This is a genomic window from Bacillus sp. RB3 (assembly GCF_030164735.1).
Classification (GTDB): domain Bacteria; phylum Bacillota; class Bacilli; order Bacillales; family Bacillaceae_G; genus Bacillus_A; species Bacillus_A cereus.
In genome coordinates this window covers 172,599-190,738 of the sequence record NZ_JASNGE010000009.1, presented here as the reverse complement: position 1 = coordinate 190,738, position 18,140 = coordinate 172,599, and the positions used below count along the sequence as shown (strand labels likewise).

Sequence of the window (18,140 nt, the reverse complement as noted above, 5' to 3'; positions counted from 1 at the left end):
AAGAAGGCTTGAGCCGTATGATGGGAAACTGTCACGTACGGTTCTGAGGGGAGTTGGGGGCAGCGATGCCCTCCGCTTACCCGACTAAATAAGCTATCCATATGGATAGCTTATTTACATATTTTTTTGTTTAGCGTGTTTTTTTCAAAAATAATGGCGATGCCTCAAGAAATGGATAAAAAATAAAAATCATCGGAAACGAAAGCTTTTAAAATCCCGTTCCTAATTTAAAATGTAAAAAGAATGAAATAGTATGGTAGCGGGAAGAAAGTAGTAAAATTAAGCATCCGAGTAGGAGTATAGAGTGATAACATGTTACAATACAGCTAAGAACATGCAATAAAGGAGAGTTTTTTACGTGAAGATTAAAGCAATTGAACCGACGCCAAGTCCAAATACAATGAAAGTTATTTTGAATGAAGTATTACCATCAGGAGCGCGTAATAATTATACAAATGAAAATAAAGAACAAGCACCAATGCAAGTGCAAGAAATTTTGAAAATTGAAGGCATTAAAGGTGTATATCATGTAGCCGACTTTTTAGCAGTGGAGCGAAATGCGAAGTATGACTGGAAAGTTTTATTACAACAAGTTCGTGCTGTTTTCGGCGAAGAAGTATTGGAAGAAAGTGAAGAACAACAACTTGCTCATTTTGGAGAAGTGAAAGTGTTTGTTCAAATGTTCTTTACAATTCCAATGCAAGTAAAGTTAACAGATGGAACGACGGAAGAACGTGTTGGTTTACCAGATCGTTTTAAAGAATCAATTATGAAAGTGCAAATGTCTGCACCAAACGTTGTAAAAGAGCGTAAATGGGTAGAACAAAGTACACGTTACGGTAATTTTGAAGAAATTGGGAAAGAAGTAGTGGAAGAGATTGTTGCTGCTTATTCAGAAGAACGTGTAAATGAAACGGTTAAAGAATTATTAAATCAAGCAGGTGCTGTTGAAGTAACGATTCAAAAGCGTGAGCCATATAAAGTAACAGAAGAGATGATGAAAGATTCTGACTGGAAAAACCGTTTTGCAGCATTAGAACAAATGGATCCTACTGAAGAAGATATTCCAGTGTTGAAGATGGCGTTAGATGATGAAAAAGTTTCAATACGCCGCTTAGCAACAGCGTATTTAGGTATGGTAAAAGGTGATGAAGTATTACCGTTATTATATAAAGCGTTGTTAGATCGCTCTGTAAGTGTTCGCCGTACTGCAGGAGATTGTTTATCAGATGTAGGTGATCCGACAGCGATGTTCGTTATGATTAAATCTCTGAAAGATCCAAGTAAATTAGTACGCTGGCGTGCAGCGATGTTCTTATTTGAACTTGGAGATGAAAGTGCGATTCCAGCATTAAAAGCAGCGCAAGATGATCCAGAGTTTGAAGTAGCGATGCAAGCACGTCTAGCATTAGAGCGTATTGAAGGCGGAGAAGAAGCAAAAGGTTCTGTAAGGAAACAAATGACGGAGTCACGTAAAGGGGAATAATGTATGATTGTTTTCTATGATAGTTGGTGTCCGATGTGTACGGCCGTTGCAGAACGTACGAAAAAATTAGATAAAAAGGGTAAGATGAAATTTGTTTCATTTCGAAATGAAGATGTAGTTGAGAAGTATGAGCTTTCTCAAGAACTACAAAGTAAGATGGAACAAAGACTGTATATTTTTAAAAATAATAAGTGGTATGACGGTATTCAGAGCATAGATGTATTAGCAAAGGCCGTTCCATCTTATTGGTTTGCAGTTCCTTTTATAAAGCTATCTATCGTACTTGGTTTTGGAAGTAAAGTATACGATTATATCGCTAACAATAGAAAACTTGTTCCAGTGGGACATTGCCGCGGTGGGGTTTGTGAAATCCCTACAAAAAAATGAAATCATCGTTATCTTTCTTTTGCACCTATTAATAGAGCGTGATATGATGAATTTGGAATGAAAGTTGAAGGAGAGATTACAAGATGTCAAATGCTTATGAAGAATACATGCGCCAAATGGTAATCCCAATGCGCCAAGAGTTAGTGCGTTCTGGGTTTGAAGAGTTAACTACAGAAGAAGCTGTAACAGAATTTATGGAAAATACATCAGGTACAACTTTAGTAGTTGTAAACTCTGTTTGTGGTTGTGCAGCTGGTTTAGCACGTCCATCAGCAGGTCAAGCGGTTGTTCGTGCTGAAAAACAACCTGATCATCTTGTAACTGTATTCGCAGGTCAAGATAAAGATGCTACTGCAAAAATGCGTGAATACTTCGGAGAAATTCCTCCCTCTTCACCATCTATGGCATTATTAAAAGGAAAAGAAGTTGTTCACTTCATTCACCGTCATGAAATTGAAGGTGCAACTATGGACGAAATTATTACGAACTTAGAACAAGCTTTCGAAAAGAATTGCTAAAGAAGGGGGAGAGTAAATCTCCCTCTTTTCTTTATATAGAGGTGAAACAATGATCGTAACAACAGCAGGAAGAACGAATAAAGAAATGACAGATTATGCAAAGCAGGTAGCCGCAGAATTAAATCGTTCATTCGTTAAACGTAATGACATACCAGTACATAAGCTACATGAGCAGTATGAACAAGATGTGCTTGTCGTAGGGAAGAACCGATTAGCTATTTATCCAAAAGGTACGGAAGAATCGTTTTTCTTTCATCCGAACTCAGCGATGTTTCGTGTGAAAAGGTTAATGCGTGGAGAACACGATCCGTTTGTACAAGCCACGCAATTAGAGAGAGGAATGACAGTGTTAGATTGTACGCTCGGGATGGCATCAGATAGTATTGTAGCTAGTTATGTTGTTGGTGAAAGCGGAAAAGTAACAGGACTTGAAGGCAATGAGTATATGGCTTATATTATGGAAAATGGTTTGAAAACATGGTCTTCATCCGTTTCTGAAATTGATGAAGCAATGCAAAGAATTCAAGTAAAGAAAACGGAGCATTTTTCATTTTTAGCGCAATGTGAAGACAATAGTTACGATGTCGTTTACCTTGATCCGATGTTTGAAGAAACTGTCATAGAATCCGACGGAATTAAAGGATTAAAACACTTCGCTTTGTATCATGATATTACTGACGAAACAATTGCGGAGGCAAAACGAGTGGCGAGAAAACGTGTCGTTTTAAAAGATCATTTTCGTAGTTCTAGATTTGAAAAACACAATTTTTATGTATACAAAAGAAAAAGTGCTAAGTTTCACTTTGGTGTAATTGACCCTTGCTAATTGTTTGAAAAGATGTATAATAAGCAATAATTAATTAAATATACTGTCTGTGATGAAGAGAGTAGTCTTTTTTAGAAGGAAAGCGAGCTAGGGATGGTGTGAGCCTAGTACGGAAGAAAAAGATGAAGCGCACTTCGGAGATGCTTCTTGAACGAATAGTAGAGAAAGCCGAGGCCCCCTGTCCTCGTTATAAACGGGAAAGTGGTTCGTAACGAACAACAAGGGTGGTACCACGGGTTAAAACTCGTCTCTTTTTAGAGACGAGTTTTTTGTGTTTTAAAAAATAAGGAGGTTGTATCATGGATTATAACATGCAGTTTGTGGAAAGTTTATCTAATATTTTCACGAATGAATTAACGCAAAAACAAATTTTAGATTTAATTGAAACACCGAAACAAGATGAATTTGGAGATGCAGCGTTCCCATGCTTTTCATTAGCGAAGCAATATAAAAAAGCACCAGCTCTTATCGCAAAGGAAGTTGCTGAGAAATTCAATGATCCGTTTTTTACGAAAGTAGAAGCCGTTGGTCCTTATGTAAATGTATTTTTCAATCGTGAAACTGTAAGTGATGCAGTATTAAAAACAGTTTTAGCGGAGAAAGAAGAGTTCGGTCAAAACCACTTTGGCTGTGAAAAAACAGTAGTAATTGATTATTCCTCTCCTAATATCGCGAAACCTTTTTCGATGGGGCATTTACGTTCTACAATGATAGGAAATTCGCTGAAACATATCGCTGCAAAATGTGGTTATGAAGTTGTAGGGATTAATTATATAGGAGATTGGGGAACACAGTTTGGAAAGTTAATTACGGCTTATAAAAAATGGGGAAATGAAGCAGTAGTTAAAGAAGATCCAATACGTGAGCTATTTAAGTTATATGTCCAATTCCATGAAGAGGTAAAAGACGACGAAGAACTAGAGGAAGAAGGACGTGCTTGGTTTAAGAAATTAGAAGAAGGTGATGAAGAAGCGGTAGAGCTTTGGAATTGGTTCCGTCATGAGTCCCTTAAAGAATTTTCTCGCATTTATGAACTTCTCGGCGTAGAATTTACTAATTTTCAGGGAGAAGCATTTTATAATAATTTAATGGAAGATTTTATTGGGATTTTAGAAGAACATGAGTTGCTTGAAGAATCAGAAGGTGCATTAGTCGTTAATTTAGAAGAAGAAGGAATGCCGCCTTGTTTAATTAGAAAATCAGATGGTGCGACGATTTATGCAACGCGTGATTTAACGGCAGCTTTATATCGTCAAAACACTTATGGGTTTGATAAAGCGCTATATGTTGTTGGTCCAGAACAAAGCTTACATTTCAATCAATTTTTCACCGTATTAAAAAAACTTGGCTATACTTGGGTTGATGGTATGGAACACGTACCGTTTGGCTTCATTTTAAAAGATGGTAAGAAAATGTCGACACGTAAAGGAAGAGTTATTTTGCTTGAAGAAGTACTCGAAGAAGCAATCGAACTTGCAAAACAAAATATTGAAGAGAAAAATCCAAACTTAAAACAGAAAGAAGAAGTAGCAAAGCAAGTCGGTGTTGGTGCAGTCATCTTCCACGATTTAAAAAATGAGCGTATGCATAATATCGAATTCTCATTAGAAAATATGCTGAAATTTGAAGGAGAAACAGGACCTTACGTACAGTACACACATGCACGTGCTTGCTCTATTTTAAGAAAAGAAAGTGTAGAATTTGAAACATGTACGTTTGCTTTAAAAGATGATTATAGCTGGAGTGTCGTAAAATTACTTAATAAATTCCCTCAAGTAATTGAAGCAGCTTTCAATAAAAATGAGCCATCTATTATTTCGAAATATATATTAGATGTAGCACAATCATTCAATAAATATTACGGTAATGTTCGTATATTAGAAGAGAGCGAAGAAAAAGACAGCAGACTCGCATTGGTTTATGCTGTGACGGTTGTATTAAAAGAAGGATTACGTTTACTTGGGGTGGAGGCACCTGAGGAGATGTAACATAGTAGTAAACTGACAAACTGGGTCTAGTATAAACCTGGTTTGTTTTTTTATTGAATATATATTTTTTTTGCAAAATCAATTAAAATCTTTTTAGAGAGGGTGATTCATATTGATTCGAACTTTTATTTTACAAATTCCTTGTCATAGAAGATTAGATAGGAGTTTTTTTAAACTACAAAAGTACATACCTTTATGTGCGCGTTGTACAGGCATGCTTATTGGTATTTTAATGTTTCCAATTTATTTTTATATGACACCTTCATTTCTTTTGGCAATCATACTATCATTTTTTGCTCAAATTCCGTTACTTATCGATGGGTTCACCCAAAAGTGGAAATGGAGAAGTAGCTCAAATTTGCTAAGAATAACTACTGGTGTATTAAGCGGTAATGGTATGGGATTATTCATTTCCTCTAGTGTTATATGGATATTATCTTAAGATATATAGTAATGGAGGTATTTACATAGATGTTCTGGATTTACTTAATTCTAATTTTTATTTCAGGTGGAAGTGGAATTGGTTTTATGATTCAAAATAAGTATACAGAAGCAATAATAGCTTTTGTTATTTGTATACTATTGTTTGGGCTACTGTATTATTATCTTAAGAGAAACAAAAGAAAGAGAAAAGCAGATTGTGACGATTTAGACTGTACGGATTGTTTTGATTGTGATTGTACTTGTTAAATTTTTCTTCCAAATAAAAAGCTAGTGTATTATTAAAAATACACTAGCTTTTTTGCTTTGAAGTTTTAAGAAAAGTGTAGGAATACGGCTATTATATAGAGAACTTTAGTTTTGTATATAAAAGGAGGCGGGAAAATAATCTGTTTTGAACCACATTGGATTTCTAATATGGCTTCTTATTTACTAGATGGGGAGAAACAATCGGAATTTATTCAGCTAGGTGTTTTGCAGAAATTATTTGAAAGTGATACGCAAAGAAATGGTAAAGATGGCAATATAGGCATGAAAATACCGATATATTTAAGTGAATTAGGTGTGAAAAATATTGAATGTAGAGTAAGCGATAAAGTGAACTTTTTAGATTCAAATATGCATCACAATGATAAAAACGATTTGTATCAATCATTAAAAGAAGAGGGGATTGCAGGTGATCCGGGTGATAAGCAACAATTTGTAGAACGTTTAATAGCCAGAGGATTAACATATGATAATGCGCTAGCTCAATATGAAGCTGAACTACGATTTTTTAAAATATTTCATGTGTATTCTTCTTTTGTATACGCTCCCAATATGAAAATTACATTTGGTGACATAGTTTGTTAAAAGGTATGATGTATAAGGCTTGTCGTTTAATGTCGATAAGTCGATATTCGACATATAATCGCTGATATATGTTAAGAATCGGTCGATATAATTTGAAAATCGCCGATAAAATGAAAGAATCGCTGATATATTTGAATTATCGCCGATATAATTTTATGTACTAATTTCAGCTTCTACAAGATTAAAACCGCATGTTACGTTATTCCATATAATTAAACAAAATACGGAGAAAAACAATCATTTTTACTATATTTTGTTATAAATTTGAATAATATTAATTAATAACATCTATTATAAGAGATTTTAGTTGAATACATACTATATGGTGTGTAAAATCTAAGCAAGTAGCAGTTTAAATATAAATTCGAGGTGAATGCATGCTAGATTTTAAGCAGTTAGAAACTTGTTTAAAAGACAAGAGATTTGTAGATGGATTACAGGAAATAAATAATGAAATTGCATATATAAAAGAAACGAATACTTTATCCTATGTGAAGAATTGGCTTGCCAATATTCCTTCGCATAAGGAGTTCGATATATTAATTCGCCTTACTGATGAAGGGCTTATGCACCAATACAGTTCATTCCTCATTCGTTACGCTTATAAAAAATTCCCAAATATGAGAACGCTCTCTTTATATTGTGATGAGTTAATTGATGAGCGGAAAATTCTTGAAGCAGAGCAGTTGTTAAAATCTTCTTTAGAAGAGTTAAGTAAAGAAGAAATAGATGCAGATTTTTTAGCGAAAACATATTTTACGTTAGTACGATGTCTTTTAGAAATGAAACGAAACGAAGAAGCGTTAATGTATATGCAAAAAGCAGAGGAGTACAGTGCACGCGCAGTGTTTGATAAATGGGGCTACGTTTATATGCATACAGGTGAATGGGAGAAAGCGGAAGAACAATTTATTGCTGGCATGCAGCATGAAGATTGTGAAGAGTTATCTACCTATTTATTATCACAATTGTATGCGAATAAAGGAGAACAAAAGCGCGCGATACAGTTAATCGATGATGCGATTGTAAAATTCCCACAAGTACCATATTTTCATTTTGAGAAGATAAAGTATTTATTAGATTTAGAGCAATATGAAGAGATGTTAGCGGTAATAGATAACATAAATACTCAGCTGCCATATCATGCCTATAATACTTACTTTGTACATTTACGTGCAGAAGCACTGTACAAAATGAATAAATTTGCAGATTTACAAAAACTATTAAAAGAAGAAAAGAGTTTAAAAGAATCTTTATATCATAATTTAGAAAAAAATCCGGATGGAAAAAAGGTTCACTTGCCGATAGTTCCTATTGTACAAAAGGATAATTATTGTGTTCCGACAAGTTTAGAGATGATGTTGCGTATATGGGGAGAGAAACGTACACAAGATGAAATAGCAGAGTTTATTTTTGATATGACAGGTTCGAAGTTTTCAGATACTGTTTCTTATTTAGAAGAATTAGGTTATGAATATCGTTATTTTAAAGGGAATGAAGAGAATTATAAGAGACTGATTGACGAAGGAATTCCTGTTTTATTAAGTATAGATATTGAGCATGCTTCACACGTACAAGTTCTATCTGGATATGATGATACATTGCAAGCTTTCTATGTTCAAGATCCAAACTTTATAGAACCAGTTCTTGTGGAATATAGTAAATTACAAGAAAAATATCGTTATACAGGCTGTTTAGCAATCACGTTTGTTCCGAAAGAAAAGAAGGAGCAACTAGCGTTTCTAAGTGAAGAAGAAAATCGTTACTTTAAATCTATTTTTTCTCTTACGGATCATTTAGATGAACATGACAAAGAGGGAATTAGTAACTTAGTACAATTTTTAAAAGAAACGAGTGATAATCCAAATACGTGGTTATATACGATAAAGCACTTAGATGTTGAAGTAGATAAAGAATTTATTTTATATTGTATCGATAAGTTAATGGAAAAGTTTCCGAACTCGGACTTTGTTAAATTGCATGGTGCACAGTGTTTTATTCGTCTTCAAGAAGTAGAGAAAGCGGAGCAAATGCTGACAAGCGTTGAGAAGAAAAATAATCGTGCTTTATATCATTTAATAAACGGAAGATATGCGTTTGAACAGGAAAGTTATCTAGAAGCGATTTCAAGCTTTCGTTCATCGTTACAATTAGACGCAGATCAGCCTATTGCTTGGAGTTTTCTCGCTTTATCCTATATGTATATTGATCAATCTGAAAAAGCATTGCAATACTCTCAAGTTGCGTTAGAGCGTAGTCCTGAAAGGTTCACTTTAACAAATCACGGTTTAATATTAATAGATTTAGAAAGATATGAAGAAGCATATGAAATCTTTAATGACTTGTTAAAAGAGTATAAATATGAAGCGCATGTATGGTATGAACGAGCGAGATGTGCACATCAACTAGGGAAATTATATTTAGCAATAAAAGGGCTTAAAGTAGCGATTCATTTGGATAGTAATGCACCTTACATTTATACGAAACTTTCGGAAATATACGAATCTGATTTGAAGGATGAGGAAAGTGCGAAAGAAATTTTATTAAACGGTATTGAGAATTGTGATGATAAAGCACCTCTTTACGTAAAATTAGGTGACTATCATTTTCAAAATGATAGCTTGGAAGAAGCAGAAGTATTGTATAAGCGTGCTTTAGAAGAAAATGATGAGGATGTTTATTCTCACTTCGGACTTACACAAGTTTATATGGCAAGAGAACAATATAAGGAAGCAAAAGAATATATTCTTGGTCTTGAGAAGCAAATTGAAAAGAGCCAAGATTTCCTCATGAATGCAGGAATGGTTTTATGGGATGCTGAAATTGAACTTGGTGGAAATGAAGAAGGATTTAAAGTAGCGCTATCTAAGTTAGAAAATGGTATAAAGAAAAGTGATTATAATGTAGCAAGTGCGTTAGATGAATATGTGAATCGAATTAAAGGAACGGAATTTGTACAACGAGGTATAGCATTTTTAAGAACGTTACACAAAGAAAGAAATGAAGTAAGTGAGTACGGTTGTTATGCAGGTATTTTGTATGAATCTATTGGACAGTACGGCCAAGCGATGAAAAGATATAATAAGGCGATAGAACAAATGGAAACGGCATTACCGTATTACCGAATTGGCGAAACACTTATGGCATTAGGGCAATTGACGGAAGCAAAGCAGGCGTATGAAACATGTTTAGAGCTTGATGGGAATTTCGTAGGTGTACATTTACAGCTTGCGGAAATATACGAAAAAGAAGAAAACCGTTCTAAAGAACAAAGTCATATGGTTCAGGCGATGAAAGAAGAGCCGTTGCATATTAATATGGAATATTTGGCACAGCTTTCAGTAGAAATGAACCTTCAGGAAGAATTGCTGATTGAACTAGAACAATTAGCGGACGAAGTACCTGAAATATGGCGTTTAGATGCGATTGCATATGTGTACGGAGCGATGAATGAAACAGATAAAGAACAAGCACAGATTGAATACGCGCTACAATTAGATGGTGAGCATATAGAAGTACTATATCATTATGCAAAAGTATTAGTGAAAAAAAGAAATGTAAAAGCAATTGAAGTTGCAATGAAAGTAATACAAAAAGATTTTGATAATGAACGTATATTTGATGTTTATGTAAAAGCAGTAGAGCAACATAAAAAATTGTCTAACATACGAGATTTTCTTCATACATTAAAGGTGAAAAAAGCAGAAAGAAGTGCAGCATTCATGTATGCTGCAGCTGCGGTTACGGAAATATGGATTGAACGCCAGCTGCATGAACAGCCGAAACGATCTATCATTACGAGAGCTTTTTATCGTATGAAAAATCGTGCGAAAGAAATTTCAATGGTTACTATGATAATTGATTTATATGAAATCTCTTTAAAGTTAAATCCGAAAAATAGTATGGCAGCACAGCGATTTGCGCTATTTTATGAGAATGTAGAGATGAATAAAGAAGCAATAGAGATTCTGCACACGTCACTAGAAAATAAATGGGATTATGACGTAGCGAAGCAACTTGTAAATCTTTTCGTTGAGTGCGAGGAAGAAGATATGTTAAGAGATGCTTTGGAATTAACGAAACAAATGGTTCGAGAACTACCAGATGATTATGATACTCTTCTTCTGCAAGCACAAGTATTCTTTAAAGCAGGGGAAGAAAGAAAAGCAGAAAAGATTATCTTACAATTAACAGAGCAAACACCGTTTGTAAGTAGAGCATTTCTTGCTTTAGGAGAAATATATCAAAGTCAAGAAAGGTTTGAAGAGGCAATTCAAGTATTAGAAAATGCTTCTATACATCATCCAAATGAAACAGTAATTCTTCTTTCTTTAGCGTCTTCATATCATGGTGCCGGCCAAACACTAAAGGCAGAAAAAATAACAAATGAAGTATTAACAATGGATGCAAGTGATTTGTTAGCAAGATATGATCGTGCTTGTTATTTAGCACAGTTAAATAGAAATGAAGAGGCGAAGGAAGAGCTTGAAATTGTCCTTCGTGAGGATGACTCGGGATTCTTTGTTGAACTTATTGAGGATGACGAAAATTTAGCAGCATTGCGAGAATTTGAAAAGTAATTGTATAAGAATAGGGGAAAAAGATAAGGATATATTTTGAATTAGTTGACAATTAGTTGCTAAATGGCATAAAATAACTTTTAACAAAGTATACAAATCTGAAGACGAGAAAGAGTAAAATAGTGAGCTGTTCTCCAGAGAGCCGGTATATTGCTGAAAGCCGGTGTGCAGACGTTATTTGAAAATCATCTCCGAGGAGCCGAGGCTGAAAGTAAGTAAGCCCGGACGGATGTCTACCGTTACAAAGAACACGTATGATAGTACGTTGCTAAGTGCTATTAGTGAAAAAGCTAATAGAATTAGGGTGGTATCGCGGGTAAACCCGTCCCTACTTTATAGGGACGGGTTTTTTGTGTGCTTTAAAATATTCAAAGGAGTGATTGTATATGGAAAAAGTAGATGTAAAAGAATCAGCTGTAGGAAGAGAAATGCGAATTCGCAAACAGTGGAACGAACAAAATATTTTCGAACAATCAATTCAGAATCGAGAAGGCGCACAGTCTTTCGTATTTTATGAAGGACCACCAACGGCGAACGGACTACCGCATGTAGGTCATGCACTTGGACGAACAATTAAAGACTTAGTAGCAAGATATAAAACGATGGCTGGTTATAAAGTGTTAAGAAAAGCGGGATGGGATACACATGGTTTACCTGTAGAATTAGGCGTTGAGAAGCAACTTGGTATTTCTGGTAAACATGAGATCGAAGAATATGGCATTGAACCATTTATTCAAAAGTGTAAAGAGAGTGTTTTCACATATGAGAAGCAGTGGCGTGAATTCACTGAAAGTATTGGTTATTGGGTAGATATGGATGATCCATATGTAACTTTAAAGAATCCATATATCGAAAGTGTATGGAATATTTTGGGGACAATCCATGAAAAAGGATTGTTATATAAAGGACATAGAGTTTCACCATACTGCCCAAGCTGCCAAACCTCATTGAGCTCACATGAGGTTGCACAAGGGTATAAAACAGTAAAAGATTTAAGTGCAACTGTGAAGTTTAAAGTGAAAGATAGTGAAAATGAGTATTTCTTAGGTTGGACAACGACACCTTGGACACTTCCAGCAAACGTTGCGCTTGCTGTCCATCCAAATATGGAATACGTTAAAGCAAAACAAGAAGGTCATGTATATATTGTTGCGAAAGAACGTGTACAAGAAGTATTAAAAGAGAACTATGAAGTATTATCTGTTCATAAAGGCGAAGAATTATTAAACACATCTTATACAGCGCCATTTCCGATGAAAGAAGTTACAAATGGTTACCGCGTTATTGCAGCAGATTTTGTAACGGGAGATAGTGGTACAGGACTTGTTCATATTGCTCCAGCATATGGAGAGGACGATTATAGAGTCGTTCAAAGTGAAGGATTGTCATTCTTGCACGTTGTAGATGAAAAAGGTGAGTATACAGAAGCGGTACCATTTTTGAAAGGGAGATTTGTAAAAGATTGTGACGTGGATATCGTTCGTTATTTAGCGAAGGAAGGTTTACTGTATCATAAAGAAAAATATGAACATAGCTATCCGCATTGCTGGCGTTGTGATTCACCACTACTTTATTATGCAGGAGAAAGTTGGTTAATCCGAACAACTGCAATTAAAGATACATTTTTACAAAATAATGATTCTGTTACTTGGTATCCGGATCATATGAAACATGGACGTTTTGGTAAGTTTTTAGAAAATATGGTGGACTGGAATATTAGCCGAAATAGATATTGGGGAACACCATTAAACGTGTGGGAATGTGAAAGTTGTAATCATCAGTTCGCACCGAAGAGCATTGCCGAATTAAGAAAGCATAGTACGAAAGAAACACCGGAAGATTTGGAATTGCATAAGCCGTATGTAGATGAAGTGCAAGTGTGCTGCGAGAAATGCGGAGGAACAATGAATCGTACACCAGAAGTAATTGATGTTTGGTTTGATAGTGGTTCTATGCCATTTGCACAATATCATTACCCATTTGAAAATAAAGAGTTATTTGAAGAGCAGTTTCCAGCGGATGTTATTGCAGAAGGAATTGATCAAACACGCGGCTGGTTTTATAGTTTATTAGCAGTCTCAGCACTATATACAGGAAAAGTACCGTATAAACGAGTGTTATCATTAGGGCATGTTTTAGATGAAGAAGGACAGAAAATGTCTAAAAGTAAAGGGAATGCACTAGACCCAGTTGATTTAGTAGATAAGTTTGGTGCAGATGCGCTAAGATGGGCTTTACTTGTTGATAGTGCCCCGTGGAATGCGAAGCGTTTTTCTGAAAGAACAGTACTGGAAGCGAAATCTAAATTTGTAGATACATTAGTCAATGTGTATAGCTTCTACGTTTTATATGCAAATTTAGATGAGTATAATCCGAAAGAAAAGTATGATGTAAAGTTTACAAAATTAGACGAATGGGTATTATCAAGGTTGCATAGTACAACGAAAAAAGTGAGAACTGGACTTGATGATTATCAATTTACGAATGCAGCTCGTGAAATTGCAACACTTGTAGATGAAGTGAGTAACTGGTATGTAAGACGCTCACGTAATCGTTTCTGGGAATCTGGTATGAACGCTGAGAAAGCAGCTGCGTATGAGACACTTTATGAAGTACTTGTAACAATTAGTAAATTAATTGCACCATTTACACCATTTGTCGCGGAAGACATTCATCTGAATTTAGAAGGAAGCAGCGTTCATTTAGCCGATTATCCAGTTGTAAATGAATCACTACTTCAGCCGAAATTAGAAGCGGAAATGGATGCTGTTTTACAAGTTGTTGAACTTGGAAGAAGTAACCGTAATCAGCATTCTTTAAAAGTAAAACAGCCGCTAGCAGAACTTGTATTACTTGAGCATAACGAGAATGATATGGATTGGGAATCTTATCGTGATATCGTTATGGATGAGTTAAATGTAAAAGCATTCCATGTTGAACTCGATGAAACAAAATACACATCATATCAATTGAAGCTTAATTTTAAAACAGCGGGGCCGAAATTCGGTAAAAATGTGAATGCAGTGAATGGTTGGCTAAAACAATTATCACAAGAAGAAGTACAAAACTTTGTATCAACAGGAAGAGCAGTTTACGAAGCAACACCAGGAGAAGAAGTAGTTGTAACTGCTGAAGATGTGCTAGTTGAGAAAGTTGCAAAATCAGGATTCTCTAATACGACTAACGGACAATATACAGTTATGTTAGATACGAATGTAACGGAAGAATTGTTGCAAGAAGGAGTAGCGCGTGAATTCATTCGTGCGGTTCAAGAATATCGTAAACAGTTGAATTTACCAGTTAATTTACGAGTCGATGTTATTCTTGATACAGAAGTAGAGCTACAGCGAACGTTAACGAACCATAAAGATTTATTGGAAGAAAACTTACTCGTTAAACAATTTACATTTGGTCACTTAACGAACGAAGACGATGAACTTTCTTTAGGTGAAACGAAAGTTCGAATTAAATTAAGCGCGGCTCATTAAAGGAAAAGGAAGTTGGAATGATTCCAACTTCCTTTTTGTATGATGGAAATTTATCCGGCTAATTTCCTCATAATCCATTCGATAGGACCTCTAGAAAAATTTTTTCTCCATAACACACTAATTAAAATGCTGAAAATGAAAAATGCAGTAGCAAATAATAAAACGAATAGTAGTGATTGATTTTCCATTCTATTTAATAGAATTAATGTCCCAATACCGATAAATACATGACTGACATAATGAGTTAATGTTAATTGTCCTGTTTGCACAATGGAAGTGACAAACCAATTATTTCTATATTTTTCAGCGATATAGAGGCAAATGATTAATATAGCAATAGAGGATCCTGTAGCAGATAAAATATATAATACATTTGGTAAGATGGGTCCTGTATTAAATAAAAATGTGGCGGTCTCTCTGCCGATGTATGGAATAAAAAAGTGTGTAAGTCCTTTTGATAAAAGTTCTGTCAATATTGTGATTGTAATACCGAGTAAGAGTAATCTTTTTTTTATTTTTTTATTATGAAGATCTAACCTGCCAATTAACATACCGATTAAGAAGAACGAGAACCAAGGGAAAATAGGGTGATAGCCATTAAAGAATAAGTTGCGAAGAAAACCCTTTATTGTCCAGAAGTCTACATAATTTATAAATGGAGTTGGACCTACCCAACCCTCGAAAGTATTGAAAGTAAGCTGAAGAGATTGTGCGAACAATAAAATAATGATAGAAAGAAAAAGTAATAGTTTTTTGCGTACTGTCATGAGTAATGCAGCAACGAAAAGGTAAACACCATAGTAGTGTAATATATCCCCAGTCCACTCCATTACATATAGTAGTAATCCTAAAATAAATAAGAAAAGTGATCGTTTCCATATGGTCTTTCGGCTATTAGAAATTTTTATTTGTTCATTGCTAGCAACGGCTGACCTAGTCATTAAAGTTATACCGATGCCAGCAAGTATAACAAACAAAGCAGAGGCTCTACCTTCAAATAGTGACATGAAGGTTATTAAAAAAGGGGGACCATTTCCTTCTGCACTTGTTATCACCATGAAATTAACAAGTAGCATACCAAACATCGCCCAAGCTCTAGCAAAATCTAAGCCGATAATGCGTTTTTTTGTATTCACTTCAACCCCTTCTTTCAAAAGTGTTATTTACAGCTTCAATCCAAATTTGTTTATAATCTATCTTTGCATCAATCATCATAAAATTTCCGATATTATCAAGCACTAATGCTAACATATGAGCTTTTGAAACTAGATTTTTATTTTCAATTAATTGAAGTTCATTTGCTTTTGTAAGGAGTACTTCAAATCCATGTAAGTATTCTGTTTGCACAGTTAGTAATCGATCTTTGTACATCTTGTTTCTTGAAGATAGTAATACATATTCTTGTAACACTCGGTTAAAATAAGGGTCGTTTCGCTGTTCATCAATTATTTTAAGGCCAATTGCAATACATTTTTCAATAAAATTTGATTTTGTAAACTCTTCTGTATGGAAATAAGAAGAGAACTGCATAGCTTTACATAATTCAGTAAAAATACATTCAATTAAAGCATCTTTAGACTTAAAGTAGTAATATATAGATGGTTTTGCGATACCAACCTCCTCACCAATCATCGTATAAGTTGTTTTAACAATACCGTACGTAGCAAAAAGGCGATAACTTGCTTCCATTATTGAAGAGAGTGTTTCTTCACTTTTACTCATATAGATCCTCCTAAAAAAAGGTTATTTAAATCGTATCACTTACAAGTGATTTTTTCAACCTACCGTTAGGTAAAAAATAGTCTATTTTTTTAAACAGTAATATGAAAAGCTTTAGGGATAAGGAATGGATTTAGAAATTTCTTTCTAAAGTATTGTGTTCACTTTACACATAAATATTGAGAAAATTTCACTTACCCTAAATGGAAAGGTAATAGAAGTGTTCATAGAGAATTACTCGTAGATTCAATTTTTATCCATCCATTTTGCGGGGAATGATTGCCTAGTGGTAATGGGATAAGGTTGAGCTACTTTATTAGGGGGAGTGGTTCTATGTTTAATAAAAAAATGGTGGCAATGGCAATGACCGTGCCGTTAGTAATGGGGACGATTTCTACGGTTTCGGCATTGGAAAAACAACAGCAAGTAAAGTTAGAAGCTTATTCGCCACAGAAAAAAGCAACTGAATATTTAAAAGAAAATGCTGCGCAGTATGGATTGAAAACAGATCTTTCAGACTTGCAATATATTTCTACAACAGAAACGTCAGTAGCTTCATATGTTAGGTTCCAACAAGTTGTTAATGGTGCACCTGTATTTTCAAAACAAATAACAGTTACGCTTAACGGAGAGGGAAAGGGAGTACTCGCTGTTTCTGATTATCAGCCTGTTACAGGTGTGAAGGAAGTAACGACAAAAATTAGTGAAAAAGATGCAATACAAAAATCAATGGCGTATGTTGGAGAAGCAAGTGAGCAAAATTTATGGGCTCCTACAGATAAAGAGTTCGGATATATTGTTGAAGAAGGAATTGCTCGTCCAGTATATAAAGTTGTAGTCCATTCTAATAATCCATTTGGTGCATGGGAAACATTTATTGATGCAGAAAATGGAAAGTTAATTAAAAAGGTTGATATAAACCGAAAAGCTGAAGGGTCAGGAAAAGTATTTTTACCTAACCCAGTCGTATCTAGCGGTAGTAAAGTAGGCTTAAAAGATAATAACGATGCAGATTCAACAGCTCTAACGAACCAACTGAAAACTGTTACGTTAAAAGGTTTAGATGGAACAGGATTTTTAATTGGAGAATATGTAACGATTTCTTCAAAAGCGAAAACAAAATCTACGAATTTACAATTTAACTATACACGCGCAAATGATAGCTTTGAAGATGTTATGTCGTACTATCATATCGACACATTGCAACGTTACATTCAAAGTCTAGGTTTTAAAAATATTAATAACCGTTCGATAAAAGTGAATGTTAATGGTACAACTGATGATAACTCATTCTATTCTCCATCAACAAAAGCTTTAACTTTCGGTACTGGCGGTGTTGATGATGCAGAAGATGCTGGTATTATCGCACATGAGTATGGGCATTCGATTCAAGATAACCAAGTTCCTGGCTTTGGTAGTTCAGCAGAAGGTGGAGCGATGGGAGAAGGATTTGGCGACTTCTTAGGTGCTACATATGAAGATGCAGTATCGACTACTGGATATGGTAAAGCATGTGTTGGAGAATGGGATGCGACTGCTTATTCTAGTTCAGATCCGACGTGCTTACGCCGATTAGATACGAATAAAGTGTATCCGAATGATATTACAAATGAGGTACATGATGATGGGGAAATTTGGGCACAAGGCCAATATGAAATGGCACAAGCATTTGGACGTGATGTAGCAACGAAAATTATTTTACAATCGCACTGGTCATTAACACCAAACTCTAAATTCAGTGATGGAGCAAAAGCGATTAAGCAAGCGGATGCTCTTTTATATGGCGGACAACATGCTGCTGATATCGATCGCATTTGGGCAGCGAGAGGCATTAGTACGAATTAATATAAAAAGT

The 18,140-nt window shown here is 35.0% G+C and carries 12 protein-coding genes, 1 pseudogene and 2 other annotated features; of the genes and pseudogenes, 11 read left to right on the top strand and 2 right to left on the bottom strand.

Annotation, left to right across the window (positions count from 1 at the left end; genetic code table 11):
* Window positions 1–358: 358 nt before the first annotated feature.
* From QO049_RS14525 to ileS, 10 genes and pseudogenes are all read left to right on the top strand, one after another.
* Entirely contained in the window at window positions 359–1,486 is a 1,128-nt protein-coding gene (locus tag QO049_RS14525; protein ID WP_284489311.1) for a conserved virulence factor C family protein, read from the top strand.
* A gap of 3 nt (window positions 1,487–1,489) precedes the next feature.
* The gene (locus QO049_RS14520) at window positions 1,490–1,873 is read left to right on the top strand and encodes a thiol-disulfide oxidoreductase DCC family protein (protein WP_000634884.1); all 384 of its coding nucleotides are present in this window, start codon (window positions 1,490–1,492) and stop codon (window positions 1,871–1,873) included.
* An 83-nt stretch (window positions 1,874–1,956) separates the two neighbouring features.
* Entirely contained in the window at window positions 1,957–2,391 is a 435-nt protein-coding gene (locus QO049_RS14515) for a BrxA/BrxB family bacilliredoxin (RefSeq protein ID WP_000063706.1), read from the top strand.
* A gap of 49 nt (window positions 2,392–2,440) precedes the next feature.
* Window positions 2,441–3,217, top strand: coding sequence for a class I SAM-dependent methyltransferase (locus QO049_RS14510; protein ID WP_000637449.1), 777 nt, complete (start codon window positions 2,441–2,443; stop codon window positions 3,215–3,217).
* Window positions 3,218–3,257: 40 nt separating this feature from the next.
* Window positions 3,258–3,472 (top strand) — a binding site (T-box leader).
* Window positions 3,473–3,516: 44 nt separating this feature from the next.
* Entirely contained in the window at window positions 3,517–5,205 is a 1,689-nt protein-coding gene (gene argS / locus QO049_RS14505; protein WP_246962619.1) for an arginine--tRNA ligase, read from the top strand.
* A gap of 112 nt (window positions 5,206–5,317) precedes the next feature.
* The gene (locus QO049_RS14500; RefSeq protein WP_000621475.1) at window positions 5,318–5,647 is read left to right on the top strand and encodes a DUF2085 domain-containing protein; all 330 of its coding nucleotides are present in this window, start codon (window positions 5,318–5,320) and stop codon (window positions 5,645–5,647) included.
* A gap of 29 nt (window positions 5,648–5,676) precedes the next feature.
* A complete protein-coding gene (locus QO049_RS14495; RefSeq protein ID WP_000498601.1) occupies window positions 5,677–5,895 on the top strand; it encodes a hypothetical protein in 219 nt (72 codons plus the stop codon).
* Window positions 5,896–6,012: 117 nt separating this feature from the next.
* A pseudogene (locus QO049_RS14490) lies at window positions 6,013–6,498 on the top strand (class I SAM-dependent methyltransferase); the annotation flags it as partial.
* 377 nt (window positions 6,499–6,875) lie between these two features.
* Window positions 6,876–11,078, top strand: coding sequence for a bacteriocin-processing peptidase family protein (locus QO049_RS14485; RefSeq protein ID WP_284489310.1), 4,203 nt, complete (start codon window positions 6,876–6,878; stop codon window positions 11,076–11,078).
* Window positions 11,079–11,170: 92 nt separating this feature from the next.
* Window positions 11,171–11,411, top strand: a binding site (T-box leader).
* Between the two features lie 53 nt (window positions 11,412–11,464).
* The gene (ileS, locus tag QO049_RS14480) at window positions 11,465–14,566 is read left to right on the top strand and encodes an isoleucine--tRNA ligase (RefSeq protein ID WP_246962623.1); all 3,102 of its coding nucleotides are present in this window, start codon (window positions 11,465–11,467) and stop codon (window positions 14,564–14,566) included.
* Between the two features lie 50 nt (window positions 14,567–14,616).
* Here ileS and QO049_RS14475 read toward each other — a convergent pair whose 3' ends face one another.
* A complete protein-coding gene (locus QO049_RS14475; RefSeq protein ID WP_246962625.1) occupies window positions 14,617–15,702 on the bottom strand; it encodes a DUF418 domain-containing protein in 1,086 nt (361 codons plus the stop codon).
* Between the two features lies 1 nt (window position 15,703).
* The gene (locus QO049_RS14470) at window positions 15,704–16,288 is read right to left on the bottom strand and encodes a TetR/AcrR family transcriptional regulator (RefSeq protein ID WP_097998220.1); all 585 of its coding nucleotides are present in this window, start codon (window positions 16,286–16,288) and stop codon (window positions 15,704–15,706) included.
* Between the two features lie 330 nt (window positions 16,289–16,618).
* Here QO049_RS14470 and QO049_RS14465 point away from each other — a divergent pair, with 330 nt between their 5' ends.
* Window positions 16,619–18,130, top strand: coding sequence for a M36 family metallopeptidase (locus QO049_RS14465; RefSeq protein ID WP_246962627.1), 1,512 nt, complete (start codon window positions 16,619–16,621; stop codon window positions 18,128–18,130).
* Window positions 18,131–18,140 lie beyond the last annotated feature (10 nt).

Coding starts and splice junctions, on each gene's coding strand:
- argS (WP_246962619.1), top strand. CDS start 3,517: ATGGATTATAACATGCAGTTTGTGGAAAGTTTATCTAATATTTTCACG.
- QO049_RS14465 (WP_246962627.1), top strand. CDS start 16,619: ATGTTTAATAAAAAAATGGTGGCAATGGCAATGACCGTGCCGTTAGTA.
- QO049_RS14470 (WP_097998220.1), bottom strand. CDS start 16,288: ATGAGTAAAAGTGAAGAAACACTCTCTTCAATAATGGAAGCAAGTTAT.
- QO049_RS14510 (WP_000637449.1), top strand. CDS start 2,441: ATGATCGTAACAACAGCAGGAAGAACGAATAAAGAAATGACAGATTAT.
- QO049_RS14485 (WP_284489310.1), top strand. CDS start 6,876: ATGCTAGATTTTAAGCAGTTAGAAACTTGTTTAAAAGACAAGAGATTT.
- QO049_RS14495 (WP_000498601.1), top strand. CDS start 5,677: ATGTTCTGGATTTACTTAATTCTAATTTTTATTTCAGGTGGAAGTGGA.
- QO049_RS14520 (WP_000634884.1), top strand. CDS start 1,490: ATGATTGTTTTCTATGATAGTTGGTGTCCGATGTGTACGGCCGTTGCA.
- QO049_RS14515 (WP_000063706.1), top strand. CDS start 1,957: ATGTCAAATGCTTATGAAGAATACATGCGCCAAATGGTAATCCCAATG.
- ileS (WP_246962623.1), top strand. CDS start 11,465: ATGGAAAAAGTAGATGTAAAAGAATCAGCTGTAGGAAGAGAAATGCGA.